Here is a 23,989-nt window from a genome sequence, read left to right as displayed (position 1 = left end):
CGGCAGCCGCGCAAGCCCCTACTAGACGACTGGTCTAATTTCAGCACTAGAATCGCGTCCCATGAGCAATGAACACACCGATGTCAAACAGCACATCCTCGACACCGGACGCAGCATCATCCTGGGCAAGGGCTTTTCGGCCGTGGGCCTGAACGAAATCCTGTCCACCGCCCAGGTGCCCAAGGGCTCGTTCTACCACTACTTCAAGTCCAAGGAAGCGTTTGGCGAGGCGCTGGTGGACGGCTATGTGGCCGACTACCTGGCGCAGGTGGACCGGCTGCTCCAGGACGACGGCGCCCCGGCCGCAGAGCGTTTGATGCGCTACTGGCGCAGCTGGATGACGCCCGCCGACAGCCAGAGCGCCGAATGCAACTGCCTGGTCGTGAAGCTCAGCGGCGAGGTCTCGGACATGTCCGAGGCGATGCGCGCGGCCTTGCTGCGCGGCACCAATTTGATCATCGAGCGGCTGGGCAACTGCATTGCGCAGGGCCTGGCCGACGGCTCGCTGACCGGCACCCTGGAGGCGCAGCACACCGCGCTGACGCTGTACGAGTTGTGGCTGGGCGCGGCCCTGCTGACCAAGGTCAGGCGCGAGCGCAGCGCGCTGGATGCGGCCATGGCGGCGACCTGCAGCCTGCTGAAGCTGCCGCAGCCGGTGAGCGCCTGACACCGTTTCTGCGTTTCACCCTTTCCCTTCCTCCCCCGCCCTTGCCGGCGGATTTTTTTAACCCAGCCATTAGCCGACTGGTCTATTCACAAGACCGTCACTTTCAACCCTGTTTTACCCCAAGGAACCCCATGCTGAACCAACTGCTTTCCCCCCTGAAGATCGGCCAGACCACCTTGGCCAACCGCGTCGTCATGGCGCCGCTGACCCGCTCGCGGGCCGGCCAGCCGGGCGATGTGCCGAATGCCCTCAATACCGAGTACTACACCCAGCGCGCCAGCGCCGGCCTGATCGTCACCGAAGCCACGCAGATTTCCCGCCAGGGCCAGGGCTACGCGCTGACGCCCGGCATCTACACCGACGCGCAGGAAGCCGGCTGGAAACAGGTGGTGCAGGCGGTGCACGCCCAGGACGGCCATATCGCGCTGCAGCTCTGGCATGTCGGCCGCATCTCGCATTCACTGCTGCAGGAAAACGGCGCGGCGCCGGTGGCCCCTTCGGCGCTGGTTGCCAAAGGCGCCCAGTGCTTCGTGATCCAGCCCGACGGCACGCCCGCCAACGTGCCCACCGAAACCCCGCGCGCGCTGGCGACTGAAGAGCTGCCCGGCATCGTGGAGCAATACCGCCAGGCGGCCGTGCGCGGCAAGCAGGCCGGCTTTGACTTCCTGGAGCTGCATGCGGCCAACGGCTATTTGCTGCACCAGTTCCTGTCCACCAACAGCAACCAGCGCCTTGACGGCTACGGCGGCAGCCTGGAAAACCGCGCCCGCCTGACGCTCGAAGCGCTGGACGCGCTGATCGGCGAGGTCGGTGCCGCGCAGGTCGGCGTGCGCCTGTCGCCGCATTTCGCCGGGCACGACATGGCCGATGCCGAAGCCGAAGCCAGCGCCCTGTACCTGGCCCGGGCCTTCAGCGAGCGCGGCATTGCCTACCTGCACATCGCCGAACCCGACTGGGCCGGCGGCCCGGAACTGAGCGATGCCTTCCGCGCGCAGCTGCGCATGGCGTTCAACGGTGCCCTGATCTTTTGCGGCAACTACACGGCGGCCGATGCGCAGGCGCTGATTGCGCAGGGCATCGCCGACGCCGTGGCGTTTGGCCGGCCGTTCATCGCCAATGCCGACCTGGTGGAGCGTTTCCGCCAGGGCGCCGAACTCAATACCCCGGACCGGACGACGTTTTACGGTGGCGGTGCGCACGGCTACACCGATTACCCGACACTGGCATTGCAGCCGGCGTAAGGTCAGGGCGCTTTCAGCACGCTATTAAAAAAGTAGCTGCCTGCGCCCGTGGTGCTTGCGCAAAAGCACTTTTTGATTGATAAACAGGGGCTGGACAGCAGTTTTTCCGATTGCCGCCTGTCCGGCCCATCAACCCACCCGCACAACGAGGAAGCCATGGCCTACCAAAGCACCAACCCCTACGACGGAAAAGTCCTGCAGACCTTCGAGCAGATCAGCGATGCGCAGCTCGAAGAAAAGCTAACGCAGGCCGCCAGCTGCTTTGAAAGCGACTGGCGCCACAAGAGCTTCGCCGAGCGCGCTGCGGTGCTGGCGCGCGCGGCTACCCTGCTGCGCGAACGGGCGCAGTCATTTGCCGAACTCGTCACGCTGGAGATGGGCAAGCTGATCGCCCAGAGCCTGGGCGAAGTCGCGCTGAGCGCCGCCATCCTGGACTACTACGCCGAGAACGCCGAGCGCTTTCTGGCCCCCGAAAAGCTGTCCACCCCGCGCGGCGAGGCGCTGGTCGAAAGCAGCCCCATCGGCGTGCTGTTCGGCGTCGAGCCGTGGAACTACCCCTACTACCAGATCGCCCGCTTTGCCGCGCCCAACCTGATGGCCGGCAACGTGGTGATGGTCAAGCACGCCTCCAGCGTGCCGCAGTGCGCGCAGGCCTTCGAGCGGCTGATGATTGACGCCGGCGCGCCGGCGGGCGCCTACACCAACCTGTTCATCTCCAAGGAGCAGGTCGCACGCGTCATCGACGACACGCGCATCCGCGCCGTGGCGCTGACCGGCAGCGAAGCCGCTGGCGCCGTGGTCGCGGCGCGCGCCGGGCAGAACCTGAAAAAGACGACCATGGAACTCGGCGGCAGCGACGCCTTCATCGTGCTCGACGATGCCGACCTCGACAAGGCGGTCAAAAGCGCCGTCAGCGGGCGCATGGGCAATTCGGGCCAGGCCTGCACCGCGTCCAAGCGCATCATCGTGGTCGATAGCCTGGCCGACCGTTTCCTGGAAAAATTCCAGGCGGCGCTGGAAAACTTCCAGCCCGGCGACCCGATGGACAAGCAGACCACGCTGGCGCCGCTGTCGTCCGTTGACGCGCTCAAGAACCTGCTGGGCCAGGTCGAAGGCGCGGTGGCCGGCGGCGCGCGCGTGCTGACCGGCGGCGGGCGCATCGAAGGCCAAGCCGGGGCGTTCATGCAGCCGACCATCCTGACCGACATCGACAAGAGCAACCCGGCCTACATGCAGGAGTTCTTCGGCCCGGTCGCGCTGTTCTTCCGGGTGGCCGACGAGGATGCCGCCGTGGCGCTGGCCAACGACTCGCCGTTTGGCCTGGGCGGCTCGGTGTTCACGCAGGACATCGAGCGCGGCAAGCGGCTGGCGCGGCGCATCGACACCGGCATGGTGTTCATCAATTCGGGCGCGTCGTCGTCGCCCGAGCTGCCGTTCGGCGGCGTGAAGAATTCGGGCTACGGCCGCGAACTGTCGGGCGCGGGCATCCAGGAATTCGTCAACAAGAAGCTGATCCGGGTGAGCTGAGCGCTGGCGCTATCAAAAATAGAGCTGTCCGCGCATGCCAGCCGTGCGCGGAAGGCCTATTTCACTCACCATCCGGAAAAATCACCGGCCAGCAAGCCGGATCGCCGGCCAGCAGGTCCAGGTTGCCGCGCGACGGCGCCCCGCACGGCCGCGCATCGAGCACATGCGCCACGGTGGCGGCGGCGGGCGAAAAATAGGCGGTCACTTCGCAGTGCAGCCGGCCTGCGGATTGATGGCGCGTGAACACCGCCATCTCCAGCGGCCGCCCGGCCAGCACAAACAAAGGCTCGAAGGCATCGCGGGCCTGGTTGCTCAGGCTGTAGGCCCAGACCCCATCGCCCAGCGGCTTTGAAAACCAGGGTGCGCTCATGAACGCGCGCCCTGCGGGTGGCGGGAAAAAGCAAAACCTGCGCAATGCAGTTGCAAACCGGACAGGAGCTTGTATTTCATAGATCCCTTTCGACAGGGCCATATCATGCGCCACCCGTGCGGCCAGGGTTCATGGCCAGCGCGCGGCGGGCTTGTGCTTGCGTATCAGCGGCCCGGCCCGGCTCATTGGGTCTTTTTTTACCTGCGATCTGTAATTTGCATCACCGCCAGCTCGCCTTGCGTGAAACGAACGCCCGTCATGGAGGCGTGTAGTTACAGTTGCATCGCAAATTCCAGCACTTAACACAATTTGTTATTGGTGATACATATGGATCCAAAAATGTTAGGGCTTCATGCGTTGTGACGGCATCGAATCCACGCCTGAAAAAGCAACAAAAAAACATTGGTGAAGATGATTTATATCAAGTCGAACCTCATCCGCCTTGAAGAAATCATGGAAAAAAGCCACCCAAATTAATATTTGGCCATGACGCGGGCGCATATCCAGCCATCACCGGCAATAAGCAATAGCTGCAACCCGGATATTCAATAATTTTTTCGTTCATCGGCTTCTACCGGATTTAGGGGGTTGTTGAATCAGCGCAATAAATTATTATTGACCTCAACAGCCCAGCACAAACAGCAGCATCAGCAACTGTTATGTGAACTAAAAAATTTGACCCATGAAGTGAAAAGAAAAATACAGCGCACAGTAAAAATTCCTGTTTATTCATAAACAGGAAGATGTTAATTAATTTTTGCACGACAGGAAAACGGATTGCGTCACAGTCAAAAACAGGAGTTTTTCCAGCCGACTGGAACAATCAATTAAAGTAAATTGCATCGCTTTTTTGTCGATGGCAAAAATATTGGGCGATTTGTTCGATAACCGTGCTCGGCGGATCCGAGTTTCATTAGTATGTTAGGCGAAATATCATGAAGAAGAGTATTCTTGCATTGGCCGTTCTGCTGGCTGCGGGTGTTGCAACAGCTACCAGTTCAAATGCAGCCGTCTCGACGGCCACTGGTGGATCGACAGCGACTATATCCGCTGCAGCCAGCTCCGGTAACGGCGCCGCATTGAGCAGCCAAACCGCTGTGTCCAATGCCACTGCAACCGGCGCCGCAGCAGGCGGCGCTACGACAATCGGCCCGGTTTCAGTGGGCGCAGCTGGCGTTATTGGCACGGCAGTGACCAGCGGCACGGTTTCGAGTTTGTCTGCAACAGCGGGTAATGCAGTGGCAGCCGGCGGCGCCACTGCCAATGCCAGTGCCAACTCAACGGCCAGTGCCAACTATGCCAGCGGACCCATCGGCGGTGGTGCTGCAGGTATCGCAGCTTCGCAGACCAATAACTCGGTAGCGACTGCAGCTGGCCCAGGCGGCGGGGTTGCCGTGATCACCCGCACGGCGGGCACTGCTTCCGGCTACCTCGCCGGTGCGGCATCGCTCAGCACCCCTGCAGGCACATTGGTGGGATCCACCGCCAACAGCGGTTCACTCAGCAATACGACTACCCCGGTTAACGCTTCAATCGGCAACGCTGGCACCTTCAGCAACTCCCCGGCTACTTCTGGCGGGGCAGCGGCCTGGTCTAACGCGCATTAATTAATTAATACTTTTTAAAAATGGGAAAGGACGCTCCTTTCCTGTTTTTAAGGAGATCATTATGAATAAAATTAATTCTATATTGGCATTATCGGCGTCCATGTGCATGTTGATGAACGCCAATGGCCAGGCCTTGACATCCGGCGCCACTTCAGCCCCGGTTGCATCTTCAAGTGCAGGCAATCAGGATTTCTATCAAGGCATCACCTTCAACAGCCCGGGGGAGACGCACCAGTATATTGAATCAGGTGGCACGCAAACCATCAAGAATGTTCCCTCCGTGGCGGGGCCGAATTTGACAACATCGAACGATACCTGCATGGGCTCATCGTCCGGCTCCATGAATGGGCCTGGATTTGGAGTATCCATAGGCAGCACCTGGTCTGATGCGAATTGCAAGCTGCTGAAAAACAGCCGTGAACTATGGAACATGGGCATGAAGGCGGCTGCGATGGCCCTTATGTGCACCGATGCCGCGAATCGGGATGCGCTTGAAATGACGGGCTTTGAATGCCCTCAGACATCGAGAAATAAAAAGATCGCCCAACAGGCCTCTGCTGTAAATCCACCTTCATCAGGTGACCAGGAACATATTACCGACCCCTATATTCGTGCACGAATGGGACTCGCCGCGCTGCAAGCCAAAAATTAAGTTATCTATTTAATAGAGGCTCGCATGAAAAAACCGACCCTGTTGCTGATTTTGATTTTCTGTTCTGGAGGGGTGCTTGCCCAGGTGAATATTGATCGAATTCCATTAGGCAGTGGAACGCCGGGAAATGATGGTGTGGAAAATGCCGTTGAGTGGGATTTGAATCTTTACCACGCACCACAATACATGCCGGGGCACCCGACCGCGTCCACCATCTTTCCCAGAGCGATCTCCGTTTTGTGCATGGAAAAGGAGACTGGCCTGCATTGCAAAGGTTACAACTGGCTTCCGGAAATGGGCCGGACAGAGTATTTGATGATTCGCCCCATGATCGTCAAAGAGTTCCCTGCGCAGAACTGACCAGCGCCCGCCCAAGCCTGGCGGCGCTGTCAGCATCGCTTTGCGCAGTGCCGCCCTAGCGGCGCGCCCGTTCGTACAAGCCCTGCACCCGGGGCACGTTGGCCTGGAGTTCCTGGATGCGCTGCGGACCTGACGGATGCGTGGACAGAAAATTCGGCCCGCCAGCGCCGCCGCCGGCCTGCGCCATTTTTTGCCACAGGCTGACGGCGGCCTGCGGGTTGTAGCCGCCGCGCGCGGCCAGTTCCAGCCCGACCAGGTCGGCGTCGCTTTCGTCCTCGCGGCTAAAGCGCAGCGTCAGCAGTTCGGTGCCGACATTGGCCGCCAGATCGCCCAGCTGGCCCAGCCCCAGCAGTTGCGCGCCCAGCGACAGCAGCGTGCCGGTGCCCTGGCTCTTGGCGATGCGGGCGCGCGCATGCTCGCGCAGCGCGTGGGCCATTTCGTGGCCCATGATCATGGCGACTTCGTCGTCGGTGAGCTTGAGTTGCTCCAGGATGCCGGTGTAAAAAGCGATTTTTCCGCCCGGCATGCAAAACGCATTGATCTGCTTGCTGCCGATCAGGTTGACTTCCCAGCGCCATTGTTTGGCCCGGTCGTTCCATTGCGCGGCCTGCGGGATCAGGCGCTTGGAGATGGCGTGCAGGCGCTGCAGCTGCGGATGGCCGGGCGGTGCCAGCGCGCCCTGGGCCTTGGCCTCGGCCAGCAGCTTGGCGTATTCCTGGGTGGAGGCGCTTTCGAGTTCCTCGGCCGGCACCAGGTTGCGCAGGCCGGACGACTTGCCCACGTCCACCTGCGCCAGCAACGGGGTGCTGACGGCCAGCGCCGTGGCGCCTGCGGCGGCCTGTAAAAATCCCCGGCGGCTGTGCCAGGCTGAGTGTTTGACGTCGCATAAGAAGCACATGCGTGAATAATAGCCAGAAATTGAAATGCCCCATGTCAGATAAAACCACTTCCACGCTTGCTTCCCTGCCCCTGGTTTCAGAGCGCGCCGTTGCGCATCAGGCCCCCAGCCCCGCGCCTGCGGCACCGGCAAAACCCGGCTGGCGCGAGGTCTGGCGCGTGTATTCCGAAGCCGCCACGCTGCGCATGCTGCTGCTGGGCTTTTCGGCCGGGCTGCCGCTGCTGTTGGTGTTTGGCACGCTGAGCTTCTGGCTGCGCGAAGCCGGCATCGACCGCACCACCATCGGCTACCTGAGCTGGGTCGGGCTGGCCTACGGCTTCAAGTGGGCCTGGGCGCCGCTGGTGGACCGGCTGCCGATTCCGCTGCTCACGCGCTGGTTGGGCCGCAGGCGCAGCTGGCTGCTGCTGTCGCAGGCGGTCATCATGGTGGCGCTGGTCTGCATGGCGCTGACCGACCCCCGGCTGGCGCTGCTGCCGATGGTCTGGTGCGCGCTGGCCGTGGCCTTTGGCTCGGCGACGCAGGACATCGCGCTCGACGCCTACCGCATCGAGTCGGCCGCTATCGAGCGCCAGGCCGCGCTGGCGGCCGCCTACCAGACCGGCTACCGCATGGCGATGATCTGGTCCGGCGCCGGCGCGCTGTGGATCGCCGCGCGCGCGGAAATCGTCGGCGTGACGGCCTACCAGCCGGGCGCCTGGCAAACCGCTTACCTGGTCATGGCCGCGTCGATGCTGCTGGGCGTGGTGACGGTGCTCTTTTCACCCGAGCCCCAGCGCCGCGAACTGCCGCCCAGCAAAAACGCCGCCGACTGGCTCAAGGGCGCGCTGATCGAGCCGTTCGCCGACTTTTTGCGTCGCTACGGCAAGCAGGCGCTGCTGATCCTGGCGCTGATCGCCATGTACCGCATCAGCGACGTGGTGATGGGCATCATGGCGAATCCGTTTTATGTCGATATGGGCTACACCAAGGACGAGGTGGCCACGGTCACCAAGATCTACGGCGTCATCATGACGCTGGTCGGCGCATTTCTGGGCGGCGGGCTGGCGATGCGCTTCGGCGTGATGAAGGTGCTGATGCTGGGCGCGGTGCTGAGCGCCGGCAGCAATCTGCTGTTTGCCTGGCTGGGAACGCGCGGGCATGACGTCACGTCGCTGATCTTCGTCATTTCAGCCGACAACCTGTCCAGCGGCATTGCCTCGGCCGCCTTCATCGCCTATTTGTCGAGCCTGACCAACATCAACTACTCGGCCACCCAGTACGCGCTGTTCAGCTCGATGATGCTGCTGCTGCCCAAGACGCTGGCCGGTTATTCGGGCGCCTATGTCGATACGTTTGGCTACGGCAACTTCTTCACCGCGTCCGCCCTGCTCGGCGTGCCGGTGCTGCTGCTGATTGGCCTGGCTTCACGCTCAAAAACGGCTCCTGCGCAATAAGGACGGGCATAGGCAGCTATTGATTCGGTAGCTGAATGCACCATTTTTTACCTGATCTTTACGAGGGCTTCAAGCGCGATTGTTGCGCCCGGCGCACCATGAAAGCCTATGGCGGCAAGCCCTTCAAAAGGATCCGCCTTTCCAACAAGAGGACCGGCCCATGACACAACAGCTTTTGATGATCGAAGACGACACCCGCCTGGCCAGCATGGTGGGCGAATACCTGCGCCAGTCCGGCTATGGCTTTGCCCACGCCGCCACCGGCACGGCCGGCCTGGAAGCGCTGCAGGCTACCCCGCCCGACCTGGTGATCCTGGACCTGATGCTGCCCGACATGGACGGCCTGGAAGTGTGCCGCCGCATCAAGGGGCGCGGCGGCGACGCGGCCCGCACCGCCGTCTTGATGCTGACGGCCAAGGGCGACCCGATGGACCGCATCGTCGGCCTGGAAATCGGCGCCGACGACTACCTGCCCAAGCCCTTCGAGCCGCGCGAGCTGCTGGCGCGCATCCGCGCCGTGCTGCGCCGGGGCGGCAACAGCAACGGTAACGGCGGCGGCGCGCCAGCGGACGGCCACAAGGTGATGCGTTTCGGCTCGCTGGAAATCGACCGCGATGCGCGCGCCGTGACCGTCTCGGGCAACCCGTGCGAGCTGACCTCCTACCAGTTCGACCTGCTGGTGGCGCTGGCCGAGCGCGCCGGCCGCGTACTGAGCCGCGACCAGATCATGGAAGCCGTGCGCGGGCGCGAACTCGAAGCCTTCGACCGTTCGATTGACGTTCACATGGGCCGCATCCGCAGCGCCATCGAGGCCGACGCCAAGGACCCCAAGCGCATCCTGACAGTGCGCGGCGTGGGCTATGTATTTGCCAAGCAGCAAGACTGAGCGCCAAGTGAGCAAGCAGATCTGGGCCCGGTTTACCTCGCACCTGTATGTGCGGATCTGGCTGGCTGTGGTGGCGACCGTCATGGTGCTGACCTTCCTGGTGGGCGCCGCCTGGCGGCTGAGCGCCGACCCGCCACAGCTGCCCATCCGCGAAGTGCTGGTGCACAACGCCGCCGGCGAAGTCATCGGCAAGGGGCAGACCAAGCCTGATCGCCAGCGCGGCGACGACATCGAATTTGACGTGGTCACCACCGACGGCCAGACCCTGAACCTGCTGCTGCCCCGGCCGCAGCGCCCGCCGGGCAGCCCCTGGAACCGGCCGCCGTTCGGCTTTGGCTGGATGCTGGGCCTGGTCGGCCTGGCCGTGGCGCTGGGCGCCTACCCGGTCATGCGGCGCCTGACGCTTCGGCTTGAAGCCCTGCAGCGCGGCGTGGAGCGCTGGGGCGCGGGCGACCTGTCGGCACGCATCAATACCGAGGGGCGCGACGAGGTGGCTTTCCTGGCGCGGCGCTTCAACCACGCCGCCGAGCGCATCGAGACGCTGATGGAGTCGCACAAGTCGCTGCTGGCCAATGCCTCGCACGAGCTGCGCTCGCCGCTGGCGCGCATCCGCATGGGGCTCGAACTGATGGGCGTGGACAAGTCGTCACCGCAGCGCATGGAAATTTCCCGCAGCATCGGCGAGCTAGACCAGCTGATCGACGAGATCTTGCTGGCCAGCCGGCTCGACACCAAGCAGGCCGATGCCGAGCCTTTCGAAACGCTGGACCTGACCGGACTGGCCGCCGAGGAATGCGCGCGCGTCAATGCCGAGCTGCAGGCCGAACTGCAAACCGGGCCGGACGCGGACCACAGCCTGACGCTGCAGGGCTCGCCCCGGCTGCTGCGCCGGCTGATCCGCAACCTGCTTGAAAACGCCCGGCGCTACAGCCACGGCGACATCAGCCTTGAACTCGCCCAGAGCGGCACGGGCAGCGGGCAGCGGGCCATCGTCAAGGTGCATGACCGGGGGCCGGGCGTGCCGGCCGGGCAGCGAGAGCGTATTTTCGAGCCCTTTTACCGGCTTCCCGGCGCCAGCGAGCGCGAAGGCGGCGTGGGCCTGGGGCTGGCGCTGGTCAAGTCGATCAGCGAACGCCATGGCGGCAGCGTGCGTTGCGAGGAACGGCCTGGCGGCGGCGCGTCATTCATTGTCGAACTGCCGATGGACCGGCCCGGCCCGGCGGCGGCCCGTGATACCGGAAGTTTCAACTAAAGATAGTGAAATCCCCTTTTTGAGGGATGTTCAGGAAGCTCAGCCTGAAGCACAGTAGGGGCGTTGCTGTCACAACATTGGAAAACAGAAAAAATTAGATAACAAAAATTCGGCAAAACCTTTAGTATTCATAAAGATTCAAGACTTCACCGAAACGATTTTTCTGAGAGGACTTTTACAAGGCCACCGCAAGGTGGCCTTTTTTTTGGCAAATCGGCCAGCGGCTAATGGGAAGAAAGCGCCTGCAGCACCTGCTGCGCACCGATGTCATTCAGGCAGCGGGTATGGCCCAGCGGGCATTCGCGCTCGAAACACGGCGCGCAGTCCAGCGGCGGCTGGTAGGCCGGGTCGGCCTTGAGCCAGAGCACGCGCGCCTTGTCGCTCAGCGGCGGCGTGTGCAGCGGGCTCGACGAGCCGAAGATCGCCACCTGCGGCACGCCCAGCGCGGCAGCGACATGCATCAGGCCGGAGTCGTTGCTGACGATGCTGCGGCTGGCGGCGATCAGCGCCAGCGCCTGCGGCAGCGAGGTTTTGCCGGCCAGGTTCAGGCACTTGCCGGCTTGCGCGGCATTCACGGGGGCGGCAATCTCGTCGCACAGCGCGGCTTCCTTGCCGGAGCCAAGCAGCACCACCGGCAGGTCCAGCCGGGCGGCGAGTTCGGCGAAATGGCGCGCCGGCCAGCGCTTGGCCGGGCCGAATTCGGCGCCCGGCGCAAACACCACATAGCCGCCTTGCCGCAAGCCCAGTTCGTGCAGCGTGAGCGCAATGTCCGCCGCGCTGATGTGCAACTCTGGCCGGTCGCTGGCCAGGTCGCCTTCGCCGCTCAGGGCCGAATAAAACGCCACCATGGGCGGCTTGTTCTTGGGGTTCTTGAGCCGATGCGTCAGCAGGCCGACGCGCGCCTCGCCCAGGTAGCCGATGCGCTCGGGAATGCTGGCCAGGAACGGCAGCAAGGCGCTTTTCAGCGAATTGGGCAGCACATAGGCTTTGCCGAACTGGCCTTCGATGCGCTTGGCAATTGCGCGGCGCGCCTTGAACTGCAGGCCGCCATGGGCAAACGGGAACTCGATGACCTCGGCCACCTGCGGCATGGCGCGGTACACCGGCGCCACCCACGGCAAGGCGCCCACCGTCAGGCGCTCGCCGCGCGCATGCAGCCGGCGCAGCAGCGGCTCGGTCATGACCGCATCGCCGATCCACTGCGGGGCGATGACGAGGGCGTTGGACATTTCGGGTTTAGTGCTGCTCATCGACCGCCGCGCAGGCCTTCCATACCAGCCAGGGCCACGGAGACGGCTTTGCCGGGCCGCAGGCGCAGCGGCCCCCTCGGGGGGCAGCGAACCACACGAAGTGGGGAGCGTGGGGGCCTAATGTCCACTGCCAAAGTGCTCGCCGGCCTTGAGCTTGTATATCTCGCCGCAGTAGGGGCACTTGGCTTCGCCGGTGCGCGCCACGTCCAGATAGACCTTGGGGTGGCTGTTCCAGACCTTCATGTCGGCCTTGGGGCTGGGGCAGGTCACGCAGCCCTGGTGGTTCAGGTCGCTGGCCAGCAGTTCGATGGTGGATGATTTGCTCATTTTTAGGCTTCTTTTATTGTTTTGATCTGAGAGCTTAGACGCGGGTCAGCCAGGAGGCGTACTCGGGGTTGCGGCCGTTGACGATGTCAAAGAAGGCCGCCTGGATTTTCTCGGTGATCGGGCCGCGCGAACCGCTGCCGATTTCAATGCGGTCAAGCTCGCGGATCGGCGTGACTTCAGCGGCCGTTCCAGAGAAGAAAGCCTCGTCGGAAATATAGATTTCGTCACGGGTAATCGGCTTTTCCCTGATCTCGATGCCAAGGTCTTTGCAGATGCTGAAGACGGTGTTGCGCGTGATGCCGTTGAGCGCGCCGGCGCTCGAATCGGGCGTATAGACCACGCCCTTGCGCACGATGAACAGGTTCTCACCCGCGCCCTCGGAGGCAAAGCCCTGCGGGTCGAGCAGCAGCGCCTCGTCGTAGCCTTCGTCGGTGGCTTCCATGTTGGCCAGGATGGAGTTGGTGTAGTTGCTCACCGCCTTGGCGTGGATCATGGTGATGTTGACGTGGTGGCGCGTGAAGCTGCTGGTCTTGACGCGGATGCCGCGCTTCATGCCTTCCTCGCCCAGGTAGGCGCCCCAGGTCCAGGCGGCGACCATCAAATGGATGGTGTTGCCCTTGGGGCTGACGCCCAGTTTTTCGGAGCCGATCCAGGTCAGCGGGCGGATGTAGCCGCTTTCCAGCTTGTTCTCGCGCACCACGGCGAGCTGCGCGTCCATCACCTCTTGCGGCGTGAACGGGATCTTCATGCGCAGGATCTTGGCGCTGTTGAACAGCCGTTCGGTGTGCTCTTCCAGCCGGAAAATCGCCGTGCCGCCGTCGGGCATCTTGTAGGCGCGAACGCCCTCGAAAGCGCCGCAGCCGTAGTGCAGGGTGTGGGTCAGCACATGGATCTTGGCATCGCGCCACTCGACCATCTGGCCGTCCATCCAGATTTTGCCGTCGCGATTTTCCATGGAAGGGGCTGCTGGAGTCATGAGTGATCCTGTGGGTGAGTGTCGTGAAGTGAAGGGGGTTGCGGATCGGGCCGACAGGCGGACAGGCCCCGCAAAAACCCGAAATGCTGATTTTACGGTCGGACCATGGACGCTGACGCTGGCGCGCGCGAATTCCTCTGGCTTGCCTGCCGCGCGCAAGGCCCATTCGCACGGCGGCCGGACGGCCTGTAATCGCGCCTTAACACCAATTTGCTATTTTTTCTTCTTTTTCTAATGAAATCGACAAAAAAACTGATTTTTCATCGAATTCTTTGCATCAAATCAAAAAATCACAAATAACAAACTTGTTATAGATGAAACGATAAGAGACAAATCGAAATAAGTTGATACATTTATTGAAAGTGATTTTCAAGTTAGCAATTTTCAATTTTTGTTTTCCTCCCGCCAATGCCCAGACGCTCAGACGTTGGCGGGAAACCAGGCAAGTTCGCAGTGCCCATTTCGGGTGCTGTGGTTGATGGCAGTGTTGGGTGGGGCGATTTTGCCCCGTGTATTTTTTGACAAGAGGTTCGGTATGAACACGACAATGAACAAGCTGGCACTGGCAATTGGTGCGTTGGTGATGGCGGGTGGGGCGATGGCGGCTGATGACAATGCCAACTTGGCGGTGAGCGCGACGGTTCTGACCAATTGCGCGATCGGTCCGGGTACTTTGGCCTTCCCCGCAAACCTGCAGCTTGGCGTAACCAAGGGCCTTGGCACAAAGGCTGCGAATCCAGCAAATGCTGATTCTGATTCTGGTACATCTATCAGTGTTACTTGCACCAATGGGTCCAGTGCCGCCATTACAGCTGGCGCGGGCGCGAATACCGCTGGTGTAGTCGCTACGACGCGGGCCTTGAAATCGGGTTCTAACTATATTGATTACGAGTTGTATACGGACACAAACCGCACAACTGTTTTGGATGGCACAAACTCGATTTCATACACTGGTACGGGTCTGACTGAAATAGACAAGACCACCATTTTTGGTCGTATTCTCGGTGCCGATATTGCAACGGCGAAAGCTGGTGCCTATGCCGATACCGTTGCAATGACGATTACCTATACACCATGATGCTGAATGCGCTAGTGCATCGTTCACTTTGCGCTGGCGTCTTGCTGGCCGGTATGCTTGGTTTGCCTGCGTCTTCATATGCAGCCGGGTTGAGCATCTCGCCCGTCGTGGTCGAAATCGACTCGCCACGCCGGGCGGTGGCCGTGACGGTCACCAATCAAGGTGATCAAGCGGTTACCTTCCAGACCGAGGCGATGGTGTGGCAGCAAGTCAACGGGGTTGATCAGTTTGAGCCGACCGATGAGTTGCTGGTTGTGCCGCCGATCGTTGAAGTGCCACCGAACGCCAGTCAGATTTTTCGTGTCACGTTGCATGTGCCACGACCTTCGCCGGTGGAACGGACCTACCGTCTTATTCTGGAAGATGTCAGCGAGGATCAGGCCCCGACCGGACAGGCTTCGGTGGCGTTCAAATTTGCGCATAACCTGCCCGTCATGGTGGCCCCGTCCGGCAATGTGAGTAATGCCGTTCGCTGGAAACCCTGTCCGCCTGAAGCCTCTGCGACAGCCGCTTCTGCCCTGGCAAAGCCGACCACTGCCCGCAGCCCCGAAGCCTGCGTGCGCCTGCTCAACGCCGGCAACCGCCGCGTGAAAGTGCAGACGCTTACTTTGACGGGCGACAACTGGCAACAGGCGCTACCCCTGAAAAACGGCGTGAACGTGCTGGCCGGCGCCGAGCGTGAATGGCGCGTGCCGCTGCAAGCCGGCCAGACCGGCGCGCTGCGCGGCATGCAGGTCAACACCGCGCGCGGCGAAACGCTGCAGGCTGAAGCCGGCGGGTTTTGAGGAGCGTTTGAACCGCATATATAGATCGTGGGTTGCCTTCCCATGCCAGCGTGGCTGGCCTTTTTCAAAGTGATGTCGTGCTTATCGGCTCCGTGGGTTTGACCTTGCTTCCATTCGCCTGTCTTGTCTCTTTTTCCGCGCGCCTGCATGGCGCGCGCCCGCGTTCGCTGCAGCGTTCGTTGGCCGTGGTGCTTTGGCTGGGAGCGCTGCCGCTGGCTTGGGGCGAAACCACAGCTGCCGCTCCAGCCGCAATGGACACGCCGCTGTCCGCCGAATCAGCGCCCGCCCCTCGGCTCCCTCCTGTCACGCGCCGCGTGGCGCCGGGCCAAGGCAAAAAGAATGCCCAGAAACCGCAAGCGCCGCAGCCCGAAGTGCTGCTGCTCGACGTGCGCATCAACAGCCAGCCCCTGGCCGATGTGGTTCGCGTCGAGCAGTGGCCCGATGGCGCCTTGCTGCTGCCGGCCGAAGCCTGGGCCGAGGCGCGCCTGAGCCCGCTGGCGCAAGCCCGCGCGCTGAGCGACGGCACGCCGGCCTACGCGCTTAACACCGTACCCGGCACGACCTACCGCATCAACCGCCAGAGCCTGAGCCTGGAGATCAATGCGCCGGCCAGCGCCTTTGTCGGCTCCACGCTGGCGCTGCAAGGCGCACAAACCGAGCCGCCGCCGCGCCCGCAGCCCGGCGTGCTGCTCAACTACGACCTGTCGGTGGCGCACGGCGGCAGCGGCGGGCCGCTCACCAGCGGCGCCCTGCTCGAAGCGGTGGTCTTCAGCCGCTTTGGCAATCTGGTGAGTTCGGCGCTGGTGCTTGATGACGGCCTCCGCCGCCACGCAACCCGGCTCGACACCTTCTGGCGCTACGACCTGCCGCAGCGCATGGAAACGCTGGTGGTGGGCGATGCCGTGGGCGTGGGCGGCGGCTGGAGCCGGCCGGCGCGCTACGGCGGCATTCGCTGGGGCCGCGACTTTGGCATGCGGCCGGGCTTTGTCACGCTGCCGCAACTCACGCTGAACGGCGAGGCGGCTTTGCCTTCGACCGTGGAGGTGCTGGTCAACAATGCGCGCCGCCTGAGCCAGCCGATGCCCTCCGGCCCGTTTGAACTGAGCAACGTGCCCATCGTCACCGGGGCGGGCGAAATCAACCTGGTGGTGCGCGACCTGCTGGGGCGGGAAACGGTGATCCGGCAGAGCTACTACGCCTCGCCGCGCCTGCTGGCGCCGGGACTGAGCGATTTTTCGTTTGAAGCAGGCTGGCTGCGCACCGGCTACGGGGAAAGCAGCGCCTATGGCGACAGCTTTGGCGCCGCCACCTGGCGCCAGGGACTGAGCCGCAGCTTGACGGGCGAGGGCCGTGTGGAACTACAGGCCAAGCGCCGCGCCGCCGGTGTGGAGCTGGCCGGCTTGCTGGGCGACTGGGCCGCCGGTCGCGTGGCGCTGGCCGCGTCCAACAGCAGCACGCAAGGCATGGCCGAGCACGGCCACTTGCTGCAACTCGGCGTGGAGCGCAGCACGCCACGGGGAGGCGGCGCGCTGCAGTACGAACACGCCAGCCGGGGTTTCGCGCCCTTTGGCGAAGCCATCGGCCCGATGGCGGTGGCGCAACGCGCCCGCGCCCGCTGGCTGGCCAGCTTGGGGGGCGCCGTGTGGGGGCCGGTCAGCGGTGGTTTGAGCTATGTCAGCCAGACGCGCTGGGACGGTGACCGGGTCAAGACCGCAGGCCTGTCGTTCAACCTGCCGCTGTGGCAGCGTGCCAGCCTGAGCCTGTCGCTGAACAAGCGGCTCGATGGCGATGGCGCCTGGCGTGCGGGCCTGAGCCTCAGCCTGCCGCTGGACAATGGCATCAGCACCAGCGCGCGCGTGGAAACGGCCAGCAGCAGCCGGGCGACGGGCGCGGTTTCGGCGTCACGCAATCCGCCGGCCGGGCCGGGGCTGGGCTGGCGGGTGGAAGGCTCGACCCAGGAAAGCCAGCGCGCCCGTGGCGGGGTGCAGTACAACACCAGCCAGGCCGAGTTTGCCGCCGATGTGGTCAGTGATGCCACGGGCCAGCTGGCCGTGCGCGCCGGCGCCCGTGGCACGCTGGGCCTGCTGGCGAGTATGCCGTTTGCGTCGCGCGCCGTCGGGCAGGGCAGTTTTGCCGTGGTGGACGCTGGCGGCCTGGCGGGCGTGCCGGTCATGCGCAGCCACCAGGTCGTGGCCGTGACGGATTCGCGCGGCCTGGCCTTTGTGCCGGGCTTGCTGCCGTGGCAGCAAAACCAGATCGAGATCGACCCGGTGGACCTGCCGCTCGACGTGGAGGTGGGCAACATGGTGCAGCAGGTCACGCCCTACCCCGGCAGTGGCTCGGTGGTGATGTTCGCGGTGCGCCGCACGCGCCAGGCGCTGGTCGTGCTGCACCAGCCGGATGGTGCGCCAGTGCCGGTGGGCAGCAAAGTGCGCCTGCTGCCTGACGGCCCTGAATTCATGGCCGGCCGGCGCGGCGAGGTCTGGCTGACCGACCTGGCCGCTGAACGCCAGCGCCTGCAGGTACGCTGGCCCGGCGACGGCTGCGAACTCGAACTCATGGTGCCGGCCGCCGCGGACGGCGCAACGCCTGGAAAAATCGGGCCGCTGGCCTGCACAAAGGAATAGACATGCGACATCCCTCGTCAAGGCCTCCAGCCCGCAAGATACCGGTCCTGCCGTCAGCGCTGTTTTTGCTGCTTGCGACCGCCGGGCCAGCCCAGGCGGGCAGTTGCACCGTGGGTTCGAGCGGGCTGGCTTTTGGCGCCTACCAGCCCCTGACGTTTGCGGGCAAGCTCACTTCATCGGCCGTGACCAGCAACGCCAGCATTTCGGTGGTCTGCACCGGCATTGCCAGCGGCGGCGCCTACAGCATTGCCCTGGGGCCGAGCACCACCGGCAGCGGCGACCGCATCAGCACGCGCTACCTGGGCAACAGCAATGGCGGCGACGACATGAGCTTCAACATCTACACCAGCGCGAGTTATTCGACCGTCTGGGGTAACGGCACGACGGGCGGCCTTGTGGGCGGGAGCATTCCTGTTGGCGACAGCAACCAGTCGCAACCCGTGTACGGCAGGATTGCGGCGAGCCAGAACACGCTCAGGGCCGGCAGCTATTCAGGCTCGCTGACCATGACGCTGACCTACAACCCCTAGAGCGGTTTCGTTGTAACCAGCAAAGGAACTGAGAACGGCCAGGTCGATCAAAGGCTGATTTGGAGGTCATCGATCATGTCGTGGCGAAATGGACAAGCCTATGCACAGGATTTGCGCGACCGGGTGCTGGCCGCGCCAGGCGTGCTGCGCGAGGTCGCCGAGCGCTTTGGCGTGAGCCAGGCCTATGTCTGCCGGGCGCGGGCACGCCGCGAGCGGCTCGGCCAGACGGGCCCGGGCGCGCAGCATAACCACATGCCGCTGCGCCTGGCCGCGCTGGAGGGCGCGCTGCGCGAGCAGGTCGCCAGAGCGCCGGCGCAGACGCTGCGCGAGCTGCGTCAGTGGGTGCGTGCCGAGCACGGCATCGAGGTAGGCACCACCACGATGTTCAAGACCCTGAGGCGGTTCGGGCTGACGCTAAAAAAAAATCACCCTGCACGCGGCCGAGCAAACGCGGCCCGACGTCGCCCAGGCCCGCCAGGACTGGAGCGCCAGACAACCAAGCCTGCCGGCCGCTCGGCTGATCTTCCTCGATGAGACCTGGGCAACCACGGGCATGGCCCCGACGCGGGGCCGCTCGCCGCGGGGCCAGCGCTGCCGGGGCTTTGCGCCCGCCGGCCACTGGCGCACCACCACGTTTGTCTGCGCGCTGAGCACCCAGGGGCTTCGGGCGCCCCTGGTACTTGACGGCCCCCTCAACGGGCCTGCCTTTCGCGCCTGGGTCGAGCAGTTTCTCGTGCCCGAACTGCGGCCCAGCGACATCGTGGTAATGGACAACCTCAGCGCCCATAAAGTCGCCGGCATCCAGGCGGCCATCGAGCAAGCCGGGGCGACGGTGAAGTACCTGCCGCCCTACAGCCCGGACTTCAACCCCATCGAGCAGGTCTTTGCCAAGCTCAAGGCGATGCTGCGAAAGACCCAGGCCAGAACCGTCGATGCCTTGTGGAGCGCCATTGGCCAATTGCTCGACCGGTTTGGCAGCGCCGAGTGCGAGCGCTACGTTCGCCACTGTGGCTATTGCGGGTCAGGGTGAAGCCGCTCTAGCCAGACAAAAACGGCAGCGCGCACGGCCTCATCACTGCGGCGCAGGCTCTTCAGGCCGGAACAGCTCGTGATGCGCCAGCTTGCCGCCGACAAAGGTGCAGGTGACGTGCGAATCGGTGCCGTCGGTCCAGCGGAACACCTCGGGCTGGGCGTCTTTTTCGGACTGGAGCTGGCCCAGCGCGCGGGTCATGGCGATCACATGCATCAGCGTCATGCCGGGCTTGAGCTTGGCGTTGAGCATGACGGCGCTGCCGACATAACCGATGGGCCGGTTGGCGGCGCGCTTGAGGACCGTCATCATGCGGGTGAAATGCAGCAGCATCCACATCACCAGGCCGGTGGCCACGGCCGCCACGCCAGCCCAGCCGTACTGCCGGTAAGCCAGTGCCACCGCCGCCACGCCGGCGACAGGAATAAGGATTTTCTGAAAGTTCATGGCGCTATTTTCGCAGCCCGCGCGGGTAGCGAGGCTGCGGGGAATGCGTAGCGGCTTGGCATGACCGGCCGGAGCCGTTTTTATGCATGTTTCAGGTGCTTTGCGCACGCCAGCAAAGCACTGATAGCTATTATTTTAGTAGCAAAATCATGCTGCCAGGCGCGGCATGAAGCCGGTCGCCAGTGCATGCGCCCAGTCAGGAAACCGGCGACTGGCCGCCACCTGCGCCTGCGCCAGGTGGTCGTAAGGCACGGCGCAAAAAGTCACCTGCCAGCCGTGACGGGTCTTTTCCAGCAAAGCATAGCGCGCGTGCGGCGCGCCGTTTTCAACCACGTGCGGGTAAGGATGGTCGTCGTCAAACGCGGGCAGGCCCACGCTGCCGGGGTTCACGACCAGCACGCCGCCGCACTGAACCAGGCGCGGCACATGCGTGTGGCCGCACAGCATCACGGGATGCGTGGCGCTGCCCATGCGCTCGGCCACCTCGGCGGGCGTCGCGGCACGCACGCCGGGGCCGTTGCCCTGCGCAAAGCCCGGCACCGCCGTTTCCAGCCAGTATTCCAGGTCGCTGCGCGGCGTACCGTGGTACAGCCAGATATCGCTGTCGAGTTCCAGGGAAACGGGCAGCGCCTTTAGCCACGCCGCCTGCGCCGCTGAAATCTGGCTGGCCGCGTAACCGTCGCTGGTGGCCGGGTCGATGACCCCGGCGGGCGGGTCCAGCAAGGCCAGCAGCTGGCGCTCGTGGTTGCCGCGTATCGTCGGGAAATCGTGCGCCATCAGCAAATCGGCGGTCTCAAGCGGCTGCAGCGGGCCGCTCAAAATATCGCCCAGGTTCAGCGTCTGGTCAACTCCCTGGCGCGCAATGTCGGCCAGCACCGCCTGCAGCGCCGGCAAGTTGCCGTGGATGTCCGAAATAATCGCGAATTTCATGATGCCCCCTTGACTGCAAATCCGGCTTCTGAATCTACTGCAGGCTGCGCACCAGGTCCAGCGCCTGCTCGATGCGCTCGACGGCGTGGATGGTCAGGCCTTCAATCGGCTTTTTCGGCGCGTTGGCCTTGGGCACCACCGCCACGCTGAAACCCAGCTTGGCCGCTTCCTTCAGCCGCTCCTGGCCGCGCGGCGCGGGCCGCACTTCTCCGGCCAGGCCGACCTCGCCAAAGGCCAGAAAGCCCTTGGGCAAGGCCTTGCCGCGCAGGCTCGACGCAATCGCCAGCATCACCGCCAGGTCGGCCGCCGGTTCGCTGATGCGCACGCCGCCGACGGCGTTGACGAACACGTCCTGGTCCATGCAGGCCACGCCCGCATGGCGGTGCAGCACGGCCAGCAGCATCGCCAGCCGGTCGCGGTCCAGGCCGACGCTCAGGCGGCGCGGGTTCGGGCCGCCGTCATCGACCAGCGCCTGGATCTCGACCAGCAGCGGCCGCGTGCCTTCGAGCGTGACCATCACGCAGCTGCCCGGCACCGGCTCGCTGTGCTGGCTCAGGAACATCGCGCTCGGGTTGCTCACGCCCTTCAGGCCTTTTTCGGTCATGGCGAAGACGCCGATTTCGTTGACCGCGCCAAAGCGGTTCTTGATGGCGCGCACGAGGCGAAAGCTCGAATGCGTGTCGCCCTCGAAATACAGCACGGTATCGACCATGTGTTCCAGCACGCGCGGGCCGGCCAGCGCGCCGTCCTTGGTGACGTGGCCGACCAGCACGATGCACACGCCGCTGGACTTGGCCGCGCGCGTCAAATGCGCCGCGCATTCGCGCACCTGCGCCACCGAGCCGGGCGCCGAGGTCAGCTGGTCCGAATACACCGTCTGGATCGAGTCGATGACGGCGACCGCCGGCTGCGTGACCTCCAGCGTGGCGAGAATCTTGTCGAGCTGGATTTCGGCCATCACCTTGACCTGCGAACCGTCCAGCCCCAGCCGGCGCGAGCGCAGCGCGACCTGCGCGCCGCTTTCCTCGCCGGTCACATACAGCGTGTTCAGCCCGGCGCGCTGCAGCGAGTCGAGCGCCTGCAAGAGCAGCGTCGATTTGCCGATGCCCGGGTCGCCGCCGATCAGCACCACGCCGCCTTCGACAATGCCGCCGCCCAGCACCCGGTCGAGTTCCTCGTGGCCGGTCGGGGTGCGCGTCATGTCGGTGGCCTCGATGTCGGCCAGCGCGGTGACTTCGCAGGCCTTGGCCAGAGACTGGAACTGCGGGCTGTAGCGGTTTTTTCCAGCGGCGGGGTTTTCGGCGCTGGATTCGATCAGTGTGTTCCAGGCAGTGCAATGCGGGCATTTGCCCAGCCACCGGGGGCTGGTGCCGCCGCATTCGGTGCAGGTGTAAATCGTTTTTTCTTTGGCCATGCGGCTAGTGTATTGACCGCTTCGCATCATTGGGCAGCCCGGCTGCATGTCCGCACGCGGCGCGGGAGCGTTGTAGCATGCACCTTCCGACGCCTGGCTTTTTAACTGGAATTTTCATGCCGCACCTGAACATCGAATACACCGCCAACCTGGAAGCCTCGGCCGACATGGGCGCGCTGTGCACCACGCTGGCTGCCACGCTGGTGGCGCTGCGCCACGACGACGGCAGCGCGCTGTTTCCGGTGGCCGGCACGCGCGTCATGGCCTGGCCAGCGCCGCATTTTGCCGTGGCCGACGGTCAGCCGGGCCGGGCCTTCATCTACCTGAACCTGCGCATCACGCCCGGACGCAACGCCGCGATGATCCAGCGCGCCGGCGACGCGGTGCTGGCCAGCGCCAAGGCGCACCTGGCGCAGGTTTTTTCTGAACATGCCGTCGGGCTGACGCTGCAGATCGACGAAGGCGCGCCGGTGTATGAAGGCAAGCACAACAACCTGGCCAGCCACCTGGCCTGAGCGGCGCGGCCAGCCATCCAGCCCGGCCTGCGCCCAAGGGGCCGCTGGGTGAGAATGATTAACGCCGCCCTGGCCAGCCCGCCGGCAGTTTGGCACTTTCCTGTTTGTCCGCCCACCCTTCCCGAGGAAATCACCATGAGTCTTTCACGTCGCCACCTCATCCAGTCCACGGGCGCTGCGGCGCTGCTGGCCGGCATCGGCCGGCAGGCTTGGGCGCAGGCCATCGACAGCGCCCGGGTCGTCGCCGGTTTTGCCCCGGGCGGCACGGCCGACATCGTCTCGCGCCGCGTGGCCGACAAGCTGCACCCGACTTATGCCAGGAGCGCGGTGGTTGAAAACAAGACCGGCGCCGGCGGCCAGATCGCCGTGCAGTTTGTCAAGACCGCCGCGCCCGACGGTAGCGTGATGCTGCTCACGCCCATGTCGATGCTGGGCATTTACCCCCACACCTACAAGAAGCTGCCGTATGACCCGGTGGCCGACCTGACGCCGGTCTCGGCGGCGGCGATTTTTGACTACGGCTTTGCGGTCGGCCCCATGGTGCCGGCCAGCGTCAAAAACGTGCCGGACTTTCTGGCCTGGTGCAAGGCCACCCCGATGCAGGCCAATTTCGGCTCGCCCGCCGCCGGCTCGTCGCCGCACTTCATCGGCGCGCTGCTGGGCCGTGCCGGCAATGTCGATTTGCGCCACGTGGCCTTTCGCGGCACGCAGCCGGCGGTGCTGGACATGGTAGGCGGGCAGATTGCCGCCGTGTCTGGCCCCACCGGCGAGTTCACGCAGCATGTGGCCGCAGGCAAATGCCGCCTGCTGTCCACCAGCGGCCCCAGGCGCGGCAAGTTCACGCCCGGCACACCAACGCTGGTCGAGCAGGGCTTCAAGGATCTGGCCTTCACCGAATGGTTTGGCTTTTTCCTGCCCGCCAGGGCGCCGCAGGAGGTGGTGCAGCGCCTGAATGCCGCCATCCGCTCGGCGCTGGCGTCGCAGGAGGTGGCTGACGGCCTGGCCGTGTCTTACCTCGAAGTCCTGCCGACCTCGCCGGCCCAGCTGGCCGCCATGCTCAAGGCCGACACCGAACGCTGGGGGCCGCTGGTCAAGGCGGTTGGCTTTACCCCCGAAGGCTAGGAAAATGGGAGCCCGCGCAAGGCGGCGGAGAACGCTATTAAAACAGTAGCTACTCATACATACAG

At 64.1% G+C, this 23,989-nt stretch carries 23 protein-coding genes and 1 pseudogene; 16 read left to right on the top strand and 8 right to left on the bottom strand.

Annotation, left to right across the window (positions count from 1 at the left end; translation table 11 throughout):
• Window positions 1-61: 61 nt before the first annotated feature.
• From PNAP_RS00790 to PNAP_RS00780, 3 genes are all read left to right on the top strand, one after another.
• Entirely contained in the window at window positions 62-667 is a 606-nt protein-coding gene (locus tag PNAP_RS00790; protein ID WP_011799597.1) for a TetR/AcrR family transcriptional regulator, read from the top strand.
• Between the two features lie 131 nt (window positions 668-798).
• On the top strand, window positions 799-1,908 hold the full coding sequence (locus PNAP_RS00785) for an alkene reductase (protein WP_011799596.1): 1,110 nt from the start codon (window positions 799-801) through the stop codon (window positions 1,906-1,908).
• A gap of 156 nt (window positions 1,909-2,064) precedes the next feature.
• A complete protein-coding gene (locus tag PNAP_RS00780; RefSeq protein WP_011799595.1) occupies window positions 2,065-3,435 on the top strand; it encodes an NAD-dependent succinate-semialdehyde dehydrogenase in 1,371 nt (456 codons plus the stop codon).
• Between the two features lie 61 nt (window positions 3,436-3,496).
• Here the strand turns inward: PNAP_RS00780 and PNAP_RS00775 are convergent, their stop codons facing one another.
• Window positions 3,497-3,805 (bottom strand): hypothetical protein, encoded by a 309-nt coding sequence (locus PNAP_RS00775; protein ID WP_011799594.1) that lies wholly within the window; start codon window positions 3,803-3,805, stop codon window positions 3,497-3,499.
• Window positions 3,806-4,740: 935 nt separating this feature from the next.
• Here PNAP_RS00775 and PNAP_RS25425 point away from each other — a divergent pair.
• The 3 genes from PNAP_RS25425 (at window position 4,741) to PNAP_RS26735 (ending at window position 6,424) form a co-directional block, all read left to right on the top strand.
• A complete protein-coding gene (locus PNAP_RS25425) occupies window positions 4,741-5,412 on the top strand; it encodes a hypothetical protein (protein WP_083758008.1) in 672 nt (223 codons plus the stop codon).
• A 61-nt stretch (window positions 5,413-5,473) separates the two neighbouring features.
• The gene (locus PNAP_RS27815; protein WP_011799590.1) at window positions 5,474-6,064 is read left to right on the top strand and encodes a hypothetical protein; all 591 of its coding nucleotides are present in this window, start codon (window positions 5,474-5,476) and stop codon (window positions 6,062-6,064) included.
• Window positions 6,065-6,088: 24 nt separating this feature from the next.
• Window positions 6,089-6,424: a hypothetical protein gene (locus PNAP_RS26735; protein ID WP_011799589.1), complete on the top strand. Its 336-nt coding sequence runs from the start codon at window positions 6,089-6,091 to the stop codon at window positions 6,422-6,424.
• A gap of 55 nt (window positions 6,425-6,479) precedes the next feature.
• Here PNAP_RS26735 and PNAP_RS00760 read toward each other — a convergent pair whose 3' ends face one another.
• The gene (locus tag PNAP_RS00760) at window positions 6,480-7,322 is read right to left on the bottom strand and encodes a M48 family metallopeptidase (protein WP_011799588.1); all 843 of its coding nucleotides are present in this window, start codon (window positions 7,320-7,322) and stop codon (window positions 6,480-6,482) included.
• A gap of 32 nt (window positions 7,323-7,354) precedes the next feature.
• Here PNAP_RS00760 and PNAP_RS00755 point away from each other — a divergent pair, with 32 nt between their 5' ends.
• The 3 genes from PNAP_RS00755 (at window position 7,355) to PNAP_RS00745 (ending at window position 10,893) form a co-directional block, all read left to right on the top strand.
• Complete coding sequence (locus PNAP_RS00755; RefSeq protein ID WP_011799587.1) at window positions 7,355-8,755, top strand: AmpG family muropeptide MFS transporter; 1,401 nt, start codon at window positions 7,355-7,357, stop codon at window positions 8,753-8,755.
• Window positions 8,756-8,915: 160 nt separating this feature from the next.
• Complete coding sequence (locus PNAP_RS00750) at window positions 8,916-9,641, top strand: response regulator (protein ID WP_011799586.1); 726 nt, start codon at window positions 8,916-8,918, stop codon at window positions 9,639-9,641.
• Window positions 9,616-10,893 carry an ATP-binding protein gene (locus PNAP_RS00745; protein WP_049763621.1) on the top strand — a complete coding sequence of 426 codons (1,278 nt, stop codon included), beginning with the start codon at window positions 9,616-9,618 and terminating at the stop codon, window positions 10,891-10,893. The genes PNAP_RS00750 and PNAP_RS00745 overlap by 26 nt, the downstream gene beginning before the upstream one ends.
• A gap of 224 nt (window positions 10,894-11,117) precedes the next feature.
• Here PNAP_RS00745 and waaF read toward each other — a convergent pair whose 3' ends face one another.
• The 3 genes from waaF to PNAP_RS00730 all read right to left on the bottom strand — a co-directional run bounded on the left by waaF (window position 11,118) and on the right by PNAP_RS00730 (window position 13,446).
• The gene (gene waaF, locus PNAP_RS00740; protein WP_041376436.1) at window positions 11,118-12,122 is read right to left on the bottom strand and encodes a lipopolysaccharide heptosyltransferase II; all 1,005 of its coding nucleotides are present in this window, start codon (window positions 12,120-12,122) and stop codon (window positions 11,118-11,120) included.
• A 138-nt stretch (window positions 12,123-12,260) separates the two neighbouring features.
• Window positions 12,261-12,470, bottom strand: a complete 210-nt coding sequence (locus tag PNAP_RS00735; protein WP_011799583.1) for a zinc-finger domain-containing protein — start codon at window positions 12,468-12,470, stop codon at window positions 12,261-12,263.
• Window positions 12,471-12,504: 34 nt separating this feature from the next.
• On the bottom strand, window positions 12,505-13,446 hold the full coding sequence (locus PNAP_RS00730; protein ID WP_011799582.1) for a branched-chain amino acid transaminase: 942 nt from the start codon (window positions 13,444-13,446) through the stop codon (window positions 12,505-12,507).
• Between the two features lie 535 nt (window positions 13,447-13,981).
• On the opposite strand from PNAP_RS00730, the gene PNAP_RS00725 reads away from it, so the two are divergent.
• From PNAP_RS00725 to PNAP_RS28275, 5 genes and pseudogenes are all read left to right on the top strand, one after another.
• Window positions 13,982-14,524 carry a Csu type fimbrial protein gene (locus tag PNAP_RS00725; protein WP_198140664.1) on the top strand — a complete coding sequence of 181 codons (543 nt, stop codon included), beginning with the start codon at window positions 13,982-13,984 and terminating at the stop codon, window positions 14,522-14,524.
• The gene (locus PNAP_RS00720) at window positions 14,521-15,309 is read left to right on the top strand and encodes a fimbrial biogenesis chaperone (protein ID WP_011799580.1); all 789 of its coding nucleotides are present in this window, start codon (window positions 14,521-14,523) and stop codon (window positions 15,307-15,309) included. The genes PNAP_RS00725 and PNAP_RS00720 overlap by 4 nt, the downstream gene beginning before the upstream one ends.
• A gap of 77 nt (window positions 15,310-15,386) precedes the next feature.
• Window positions 15,387-17,936, top strand: a complete 2,550-nt coding sequence (locus PNAP_RS00715; RefSeq protein WP_157040182.1) for a fimbria/pilus outer membrane usher protein — start codon at window positions 15,387-15,389, stop codon at window positions 17,934-17,936.
• 2 nt (window positions 17,937-17,938) lie between these two features.
• Window positions 17,939-18,466 (top strand): Csu type fimbrial protein, encoded by a 528-nt coding sequence (locus PNAP_RS00710; RefSeq protein WP_011799578.1) that lies wholly within the window; start codon window positions 17,939-17,941, stop codon window positions 18,464-18,466.
• Window positions 18,467-18,541: 75 nt separating this feature from the next.
• Window positions 18,542-19,496 (top strand): annotated as a pseudogene (locus tag PNAP_RS28275) (IS630 family transposase).
• A gap of 42 nt (window positions 19,497-19,538) precedes the next feature.
• Here PNAP_RS28275 and PNAP_RS00695 read toward each other — a convergent pair.
• The 3 genes from PNAP_RS00695 to radA all read right to left on the bottom strand — a co-directional run bounded on the left by PNAP_RS00695 (window position 19,539) and on the right by radA (window position 22,287).
• On the bottom strand, window positions 19,539-19,943 hold the full coding sequence (locus tag PNAP_RS00695) for a hypothetical protein (protein WP_011799575.1): 405 nt from the start codon (window positions 19,941-19,943) through the stop codon (window positions 19,539-19,541).
• Window positions 19,944-20,090: 147 nt separating this feature from the next.
• The gene (locus PNAP_RS00690; protein ID WP_011799574.1) at window positions 20,091-20,873 is read right to left on the bottom strand and encodes a metallophosphoesterase family protein; all 783 of its coding nucleotides are present in this window, start codon (window positions 20,871-20,873) and stop codon (window positions 20,091-20,093) included.
• Window positions 20,874-20,907: 34 nt separating this feature from the next.
• Window positions 20,908-22,287, bottom strand: coding sequence for a DNA repair protein RadA (gene radA / locus PNAP_RS00685; RefSeq protein WP_041376431.1), 1,380 nt, complete (start codon window positions 22,285-22,287; stop codon window positions 20,908-20,910).
• A 116-nt stretch (window positions 22,288-22,403) separates the two neighbouring features.
• Here radA and PNAP_RS00680 point away from each other — a divergent pair, with 116 nt between their 5' ends.
• Both PNAP_RS00680 and PNAP_RS00675 read left to right on the top strand, forming a co-directional pair.
• Window positions 22,404-22,802: a 5-carboxymethyl-2-hydroxymuconate Delta-isomerase gene (locus tag PNAP_RS00680; RefSeq protein ID WP_041376430.1), complete on the top strand. Its 399-nt coding sequence runs from the start codon at window positions 22,404-22,406 to the stop codon at window positions 22,800-22,802.
• Window positions 22,803-22,937: 135 nt separating this feature from the next.
• Entirely contained in the window at window positions 22,938-23,924 is a 987-nt protein-coding gene (locus PNAP_RS00675) for a Bug family tripartite tricarboxylate transporter substrate binding protein (RefSeq protein WP_041376429.1), read from the top strand.
• Window positions 23,925-23,989 lie beyond the last annotated feature (65 nt).

The organism is Polaromonas naphthalenivorans CJ2, assembly GCF_000015505.1.
GTDB lineage: Bacteria > Pseudomonadota > Gammaproteobacteria > Burkholderiales > Burkholderiaceae_C > Polaromonas > Polaromonas naphthalenivorans.
The sequence above is the reverse complement of the archived record's forward strand: the minus strand, read 5'-3'. Positions and strand labels throughout refer to the sequence as shown.

What these genes read in the sequence shown, in the direction of transcription:
- PNAP_RS00710 (WP_011799578.1), top strand. Translation starts at nt 17,939, where the DNA reads ATGCGACATCCCTCGTCAAGGCCTCCAGCCCGCAAGATACCGGTCCTG.
- PNAP_RS00750 (WP_011799586.1), top strand. Translation starts at nt 8,916, where the DNA reads ATGACACAACAGCTTTTGATGATCGAAGACGACACCCGCCTGGCCAGC.
- PNAP_RS00735 (WP_011799583.1), bottom strand. Translation starts at nt 12,470, where the DNA reads ATGAGCAAATCATCCACCATCGAACTGCTGGCCAGCGACCTGAACCAC.
- PNAP_RS27815 (WP_011799590.1), top strand. Translation starts at nt 5,474, where the DNA reads ATGAATAAAATTAATTCTATATTGGCATTATCGGCGTCCATGTGCATG.
- PNAP_RS00745 (WP_049763621.1), top strand. Translation starts at nt 9,616, where the DNA reads ATGTATTTGCCAAGCAGCAAGACTGAGCGCCAAGTGAGCAAGCAGATC.
- radA (WP_041376431.1), bottom strand. Translation starts at nt 22,287, where the DNA reads ATGGCCAAAGAAAAAACGATTTACACCTGCACCGAATGCGGCGGCACC.
- waaF (WP_041376436.1), bottom strand. Translation starts at nt 12,122, where the DNA reads ATGTCCAACGCCCTCGTCATCGCCCCGCAGTGGATCGGCGATGCGGTC.
- PNAP_RS00675 (WP_041376429.1), top strand. Translation starts at nt 22,938, where the DNA reads ATGAGTCTTTCACGTCGCCACCTCATCCAGTCCACGGGCGCTGCGGCG.
- PNAP_RS00785 (WP_011799596.1), top strand. Translation starts at nt 799, where the DNA reads ATGCTGAACCAACTGCTTTCCCCCCTGAAGATCGGCCAGACCACCTTG.
- PNAP_RS00695 (WP_011799575.1), bottom strand. Translation starts at nt 19,943, where the DNA reads ATGAACTTTCAGAAAATCCTTATTCCTGTCGCCGGCGTGGCGGCGGTG.
- PNAP_RS00780 (WP_011799595.1), top strand. Translation starts at nt 2,065, where the DNA reads ATGGCCTACCAAAGCACCAACCCCTACGACGGAAAAGTCCTGCAGACC.
- PNAP_RS00790 (WP_011799597.1), top strand. Translation starts at nt 62, where the DNA reads ATGAGCAATGAACACACCGATGTCAAACAGCACATCCTCGACACCGGA.
- PNAP_RS00680 (WP_041376430.1), top strand. Translation starts at nt 22,404, where the DNA reads ATGCCGCACCTGAACATCGAATACACCGCCAACCTGGAAGCCTCGGCC.
- PNAP_RS00730 (WP_011799582.1), bottom strand. Translation starts at nt 13,446, where the DNA reads ATGACTCCAGCAGCCCCTTCCATGGAAAATCGCGACGGCAAAATCTGG.
- PNAP_RS25425 (WP_083758008.1), top strand. Translation starts at nt 4,741, where the DNA reads ATGAAGAAGAGTATTCTTGCATTGGCCGTTCTGCTGGCTGCGGGTGTT.
- PNAP_RS00720 (WP_011799580.1), top strand. Translation starts at nt 14,521, where the DNA reads ATGATGCTGAATGCGCTAGTGCATCGTTCACTTTGCGCTGGCGTCTTG.
- PNAP_RS00775 (WP_011799594.1), bottom strand. Translation starts at nt 3,805, where the DNA reads ATGAGCGCACCCTGGTTTTCAAAGCCGCTGGGCGATGGGGTCTGGGCC.
- PNAP_RS00690 (WP_011799574.1), bottom strand. Translation starts at nt 20,873, where the DNA reads ATGAAATTCGCGATTATTTCGGACATCCACGGCAACTTGCCGGCGCTG.
- PNAP_RS26735 (WP_011799589.1), top strand. Translation starts at nt 6,089, where the DNA reads ATGAAAAAACCGACCCTGTTGCTGATTTTGATTTTCTGTTCTGGAGGG.
- PNAP_RS00760 (WP_011799588.1), bottom strand. Translation starts at nt 7,322, where the DNA reads ATGTGCTTCTTATGCGACGTCAAACACTCAGCCTGGCACAGCCGCCGG.
- PNAP_RS00755 (WP_011799587.1), top strand. Translation starts at nt 7,355, where the DNA reads ATGTCAGATAAAACCACTTCCACGCTTGCTTCCCTGCCCCTGGTTTCA.
- PNAP_RS00725 (WP_198140664.1), top strand. Translation starts at nt 13,982, where the DNA reads ATGAACACGACAATGAACAAGCTGGCACTGGCAATTGGTGCGTTGGTG.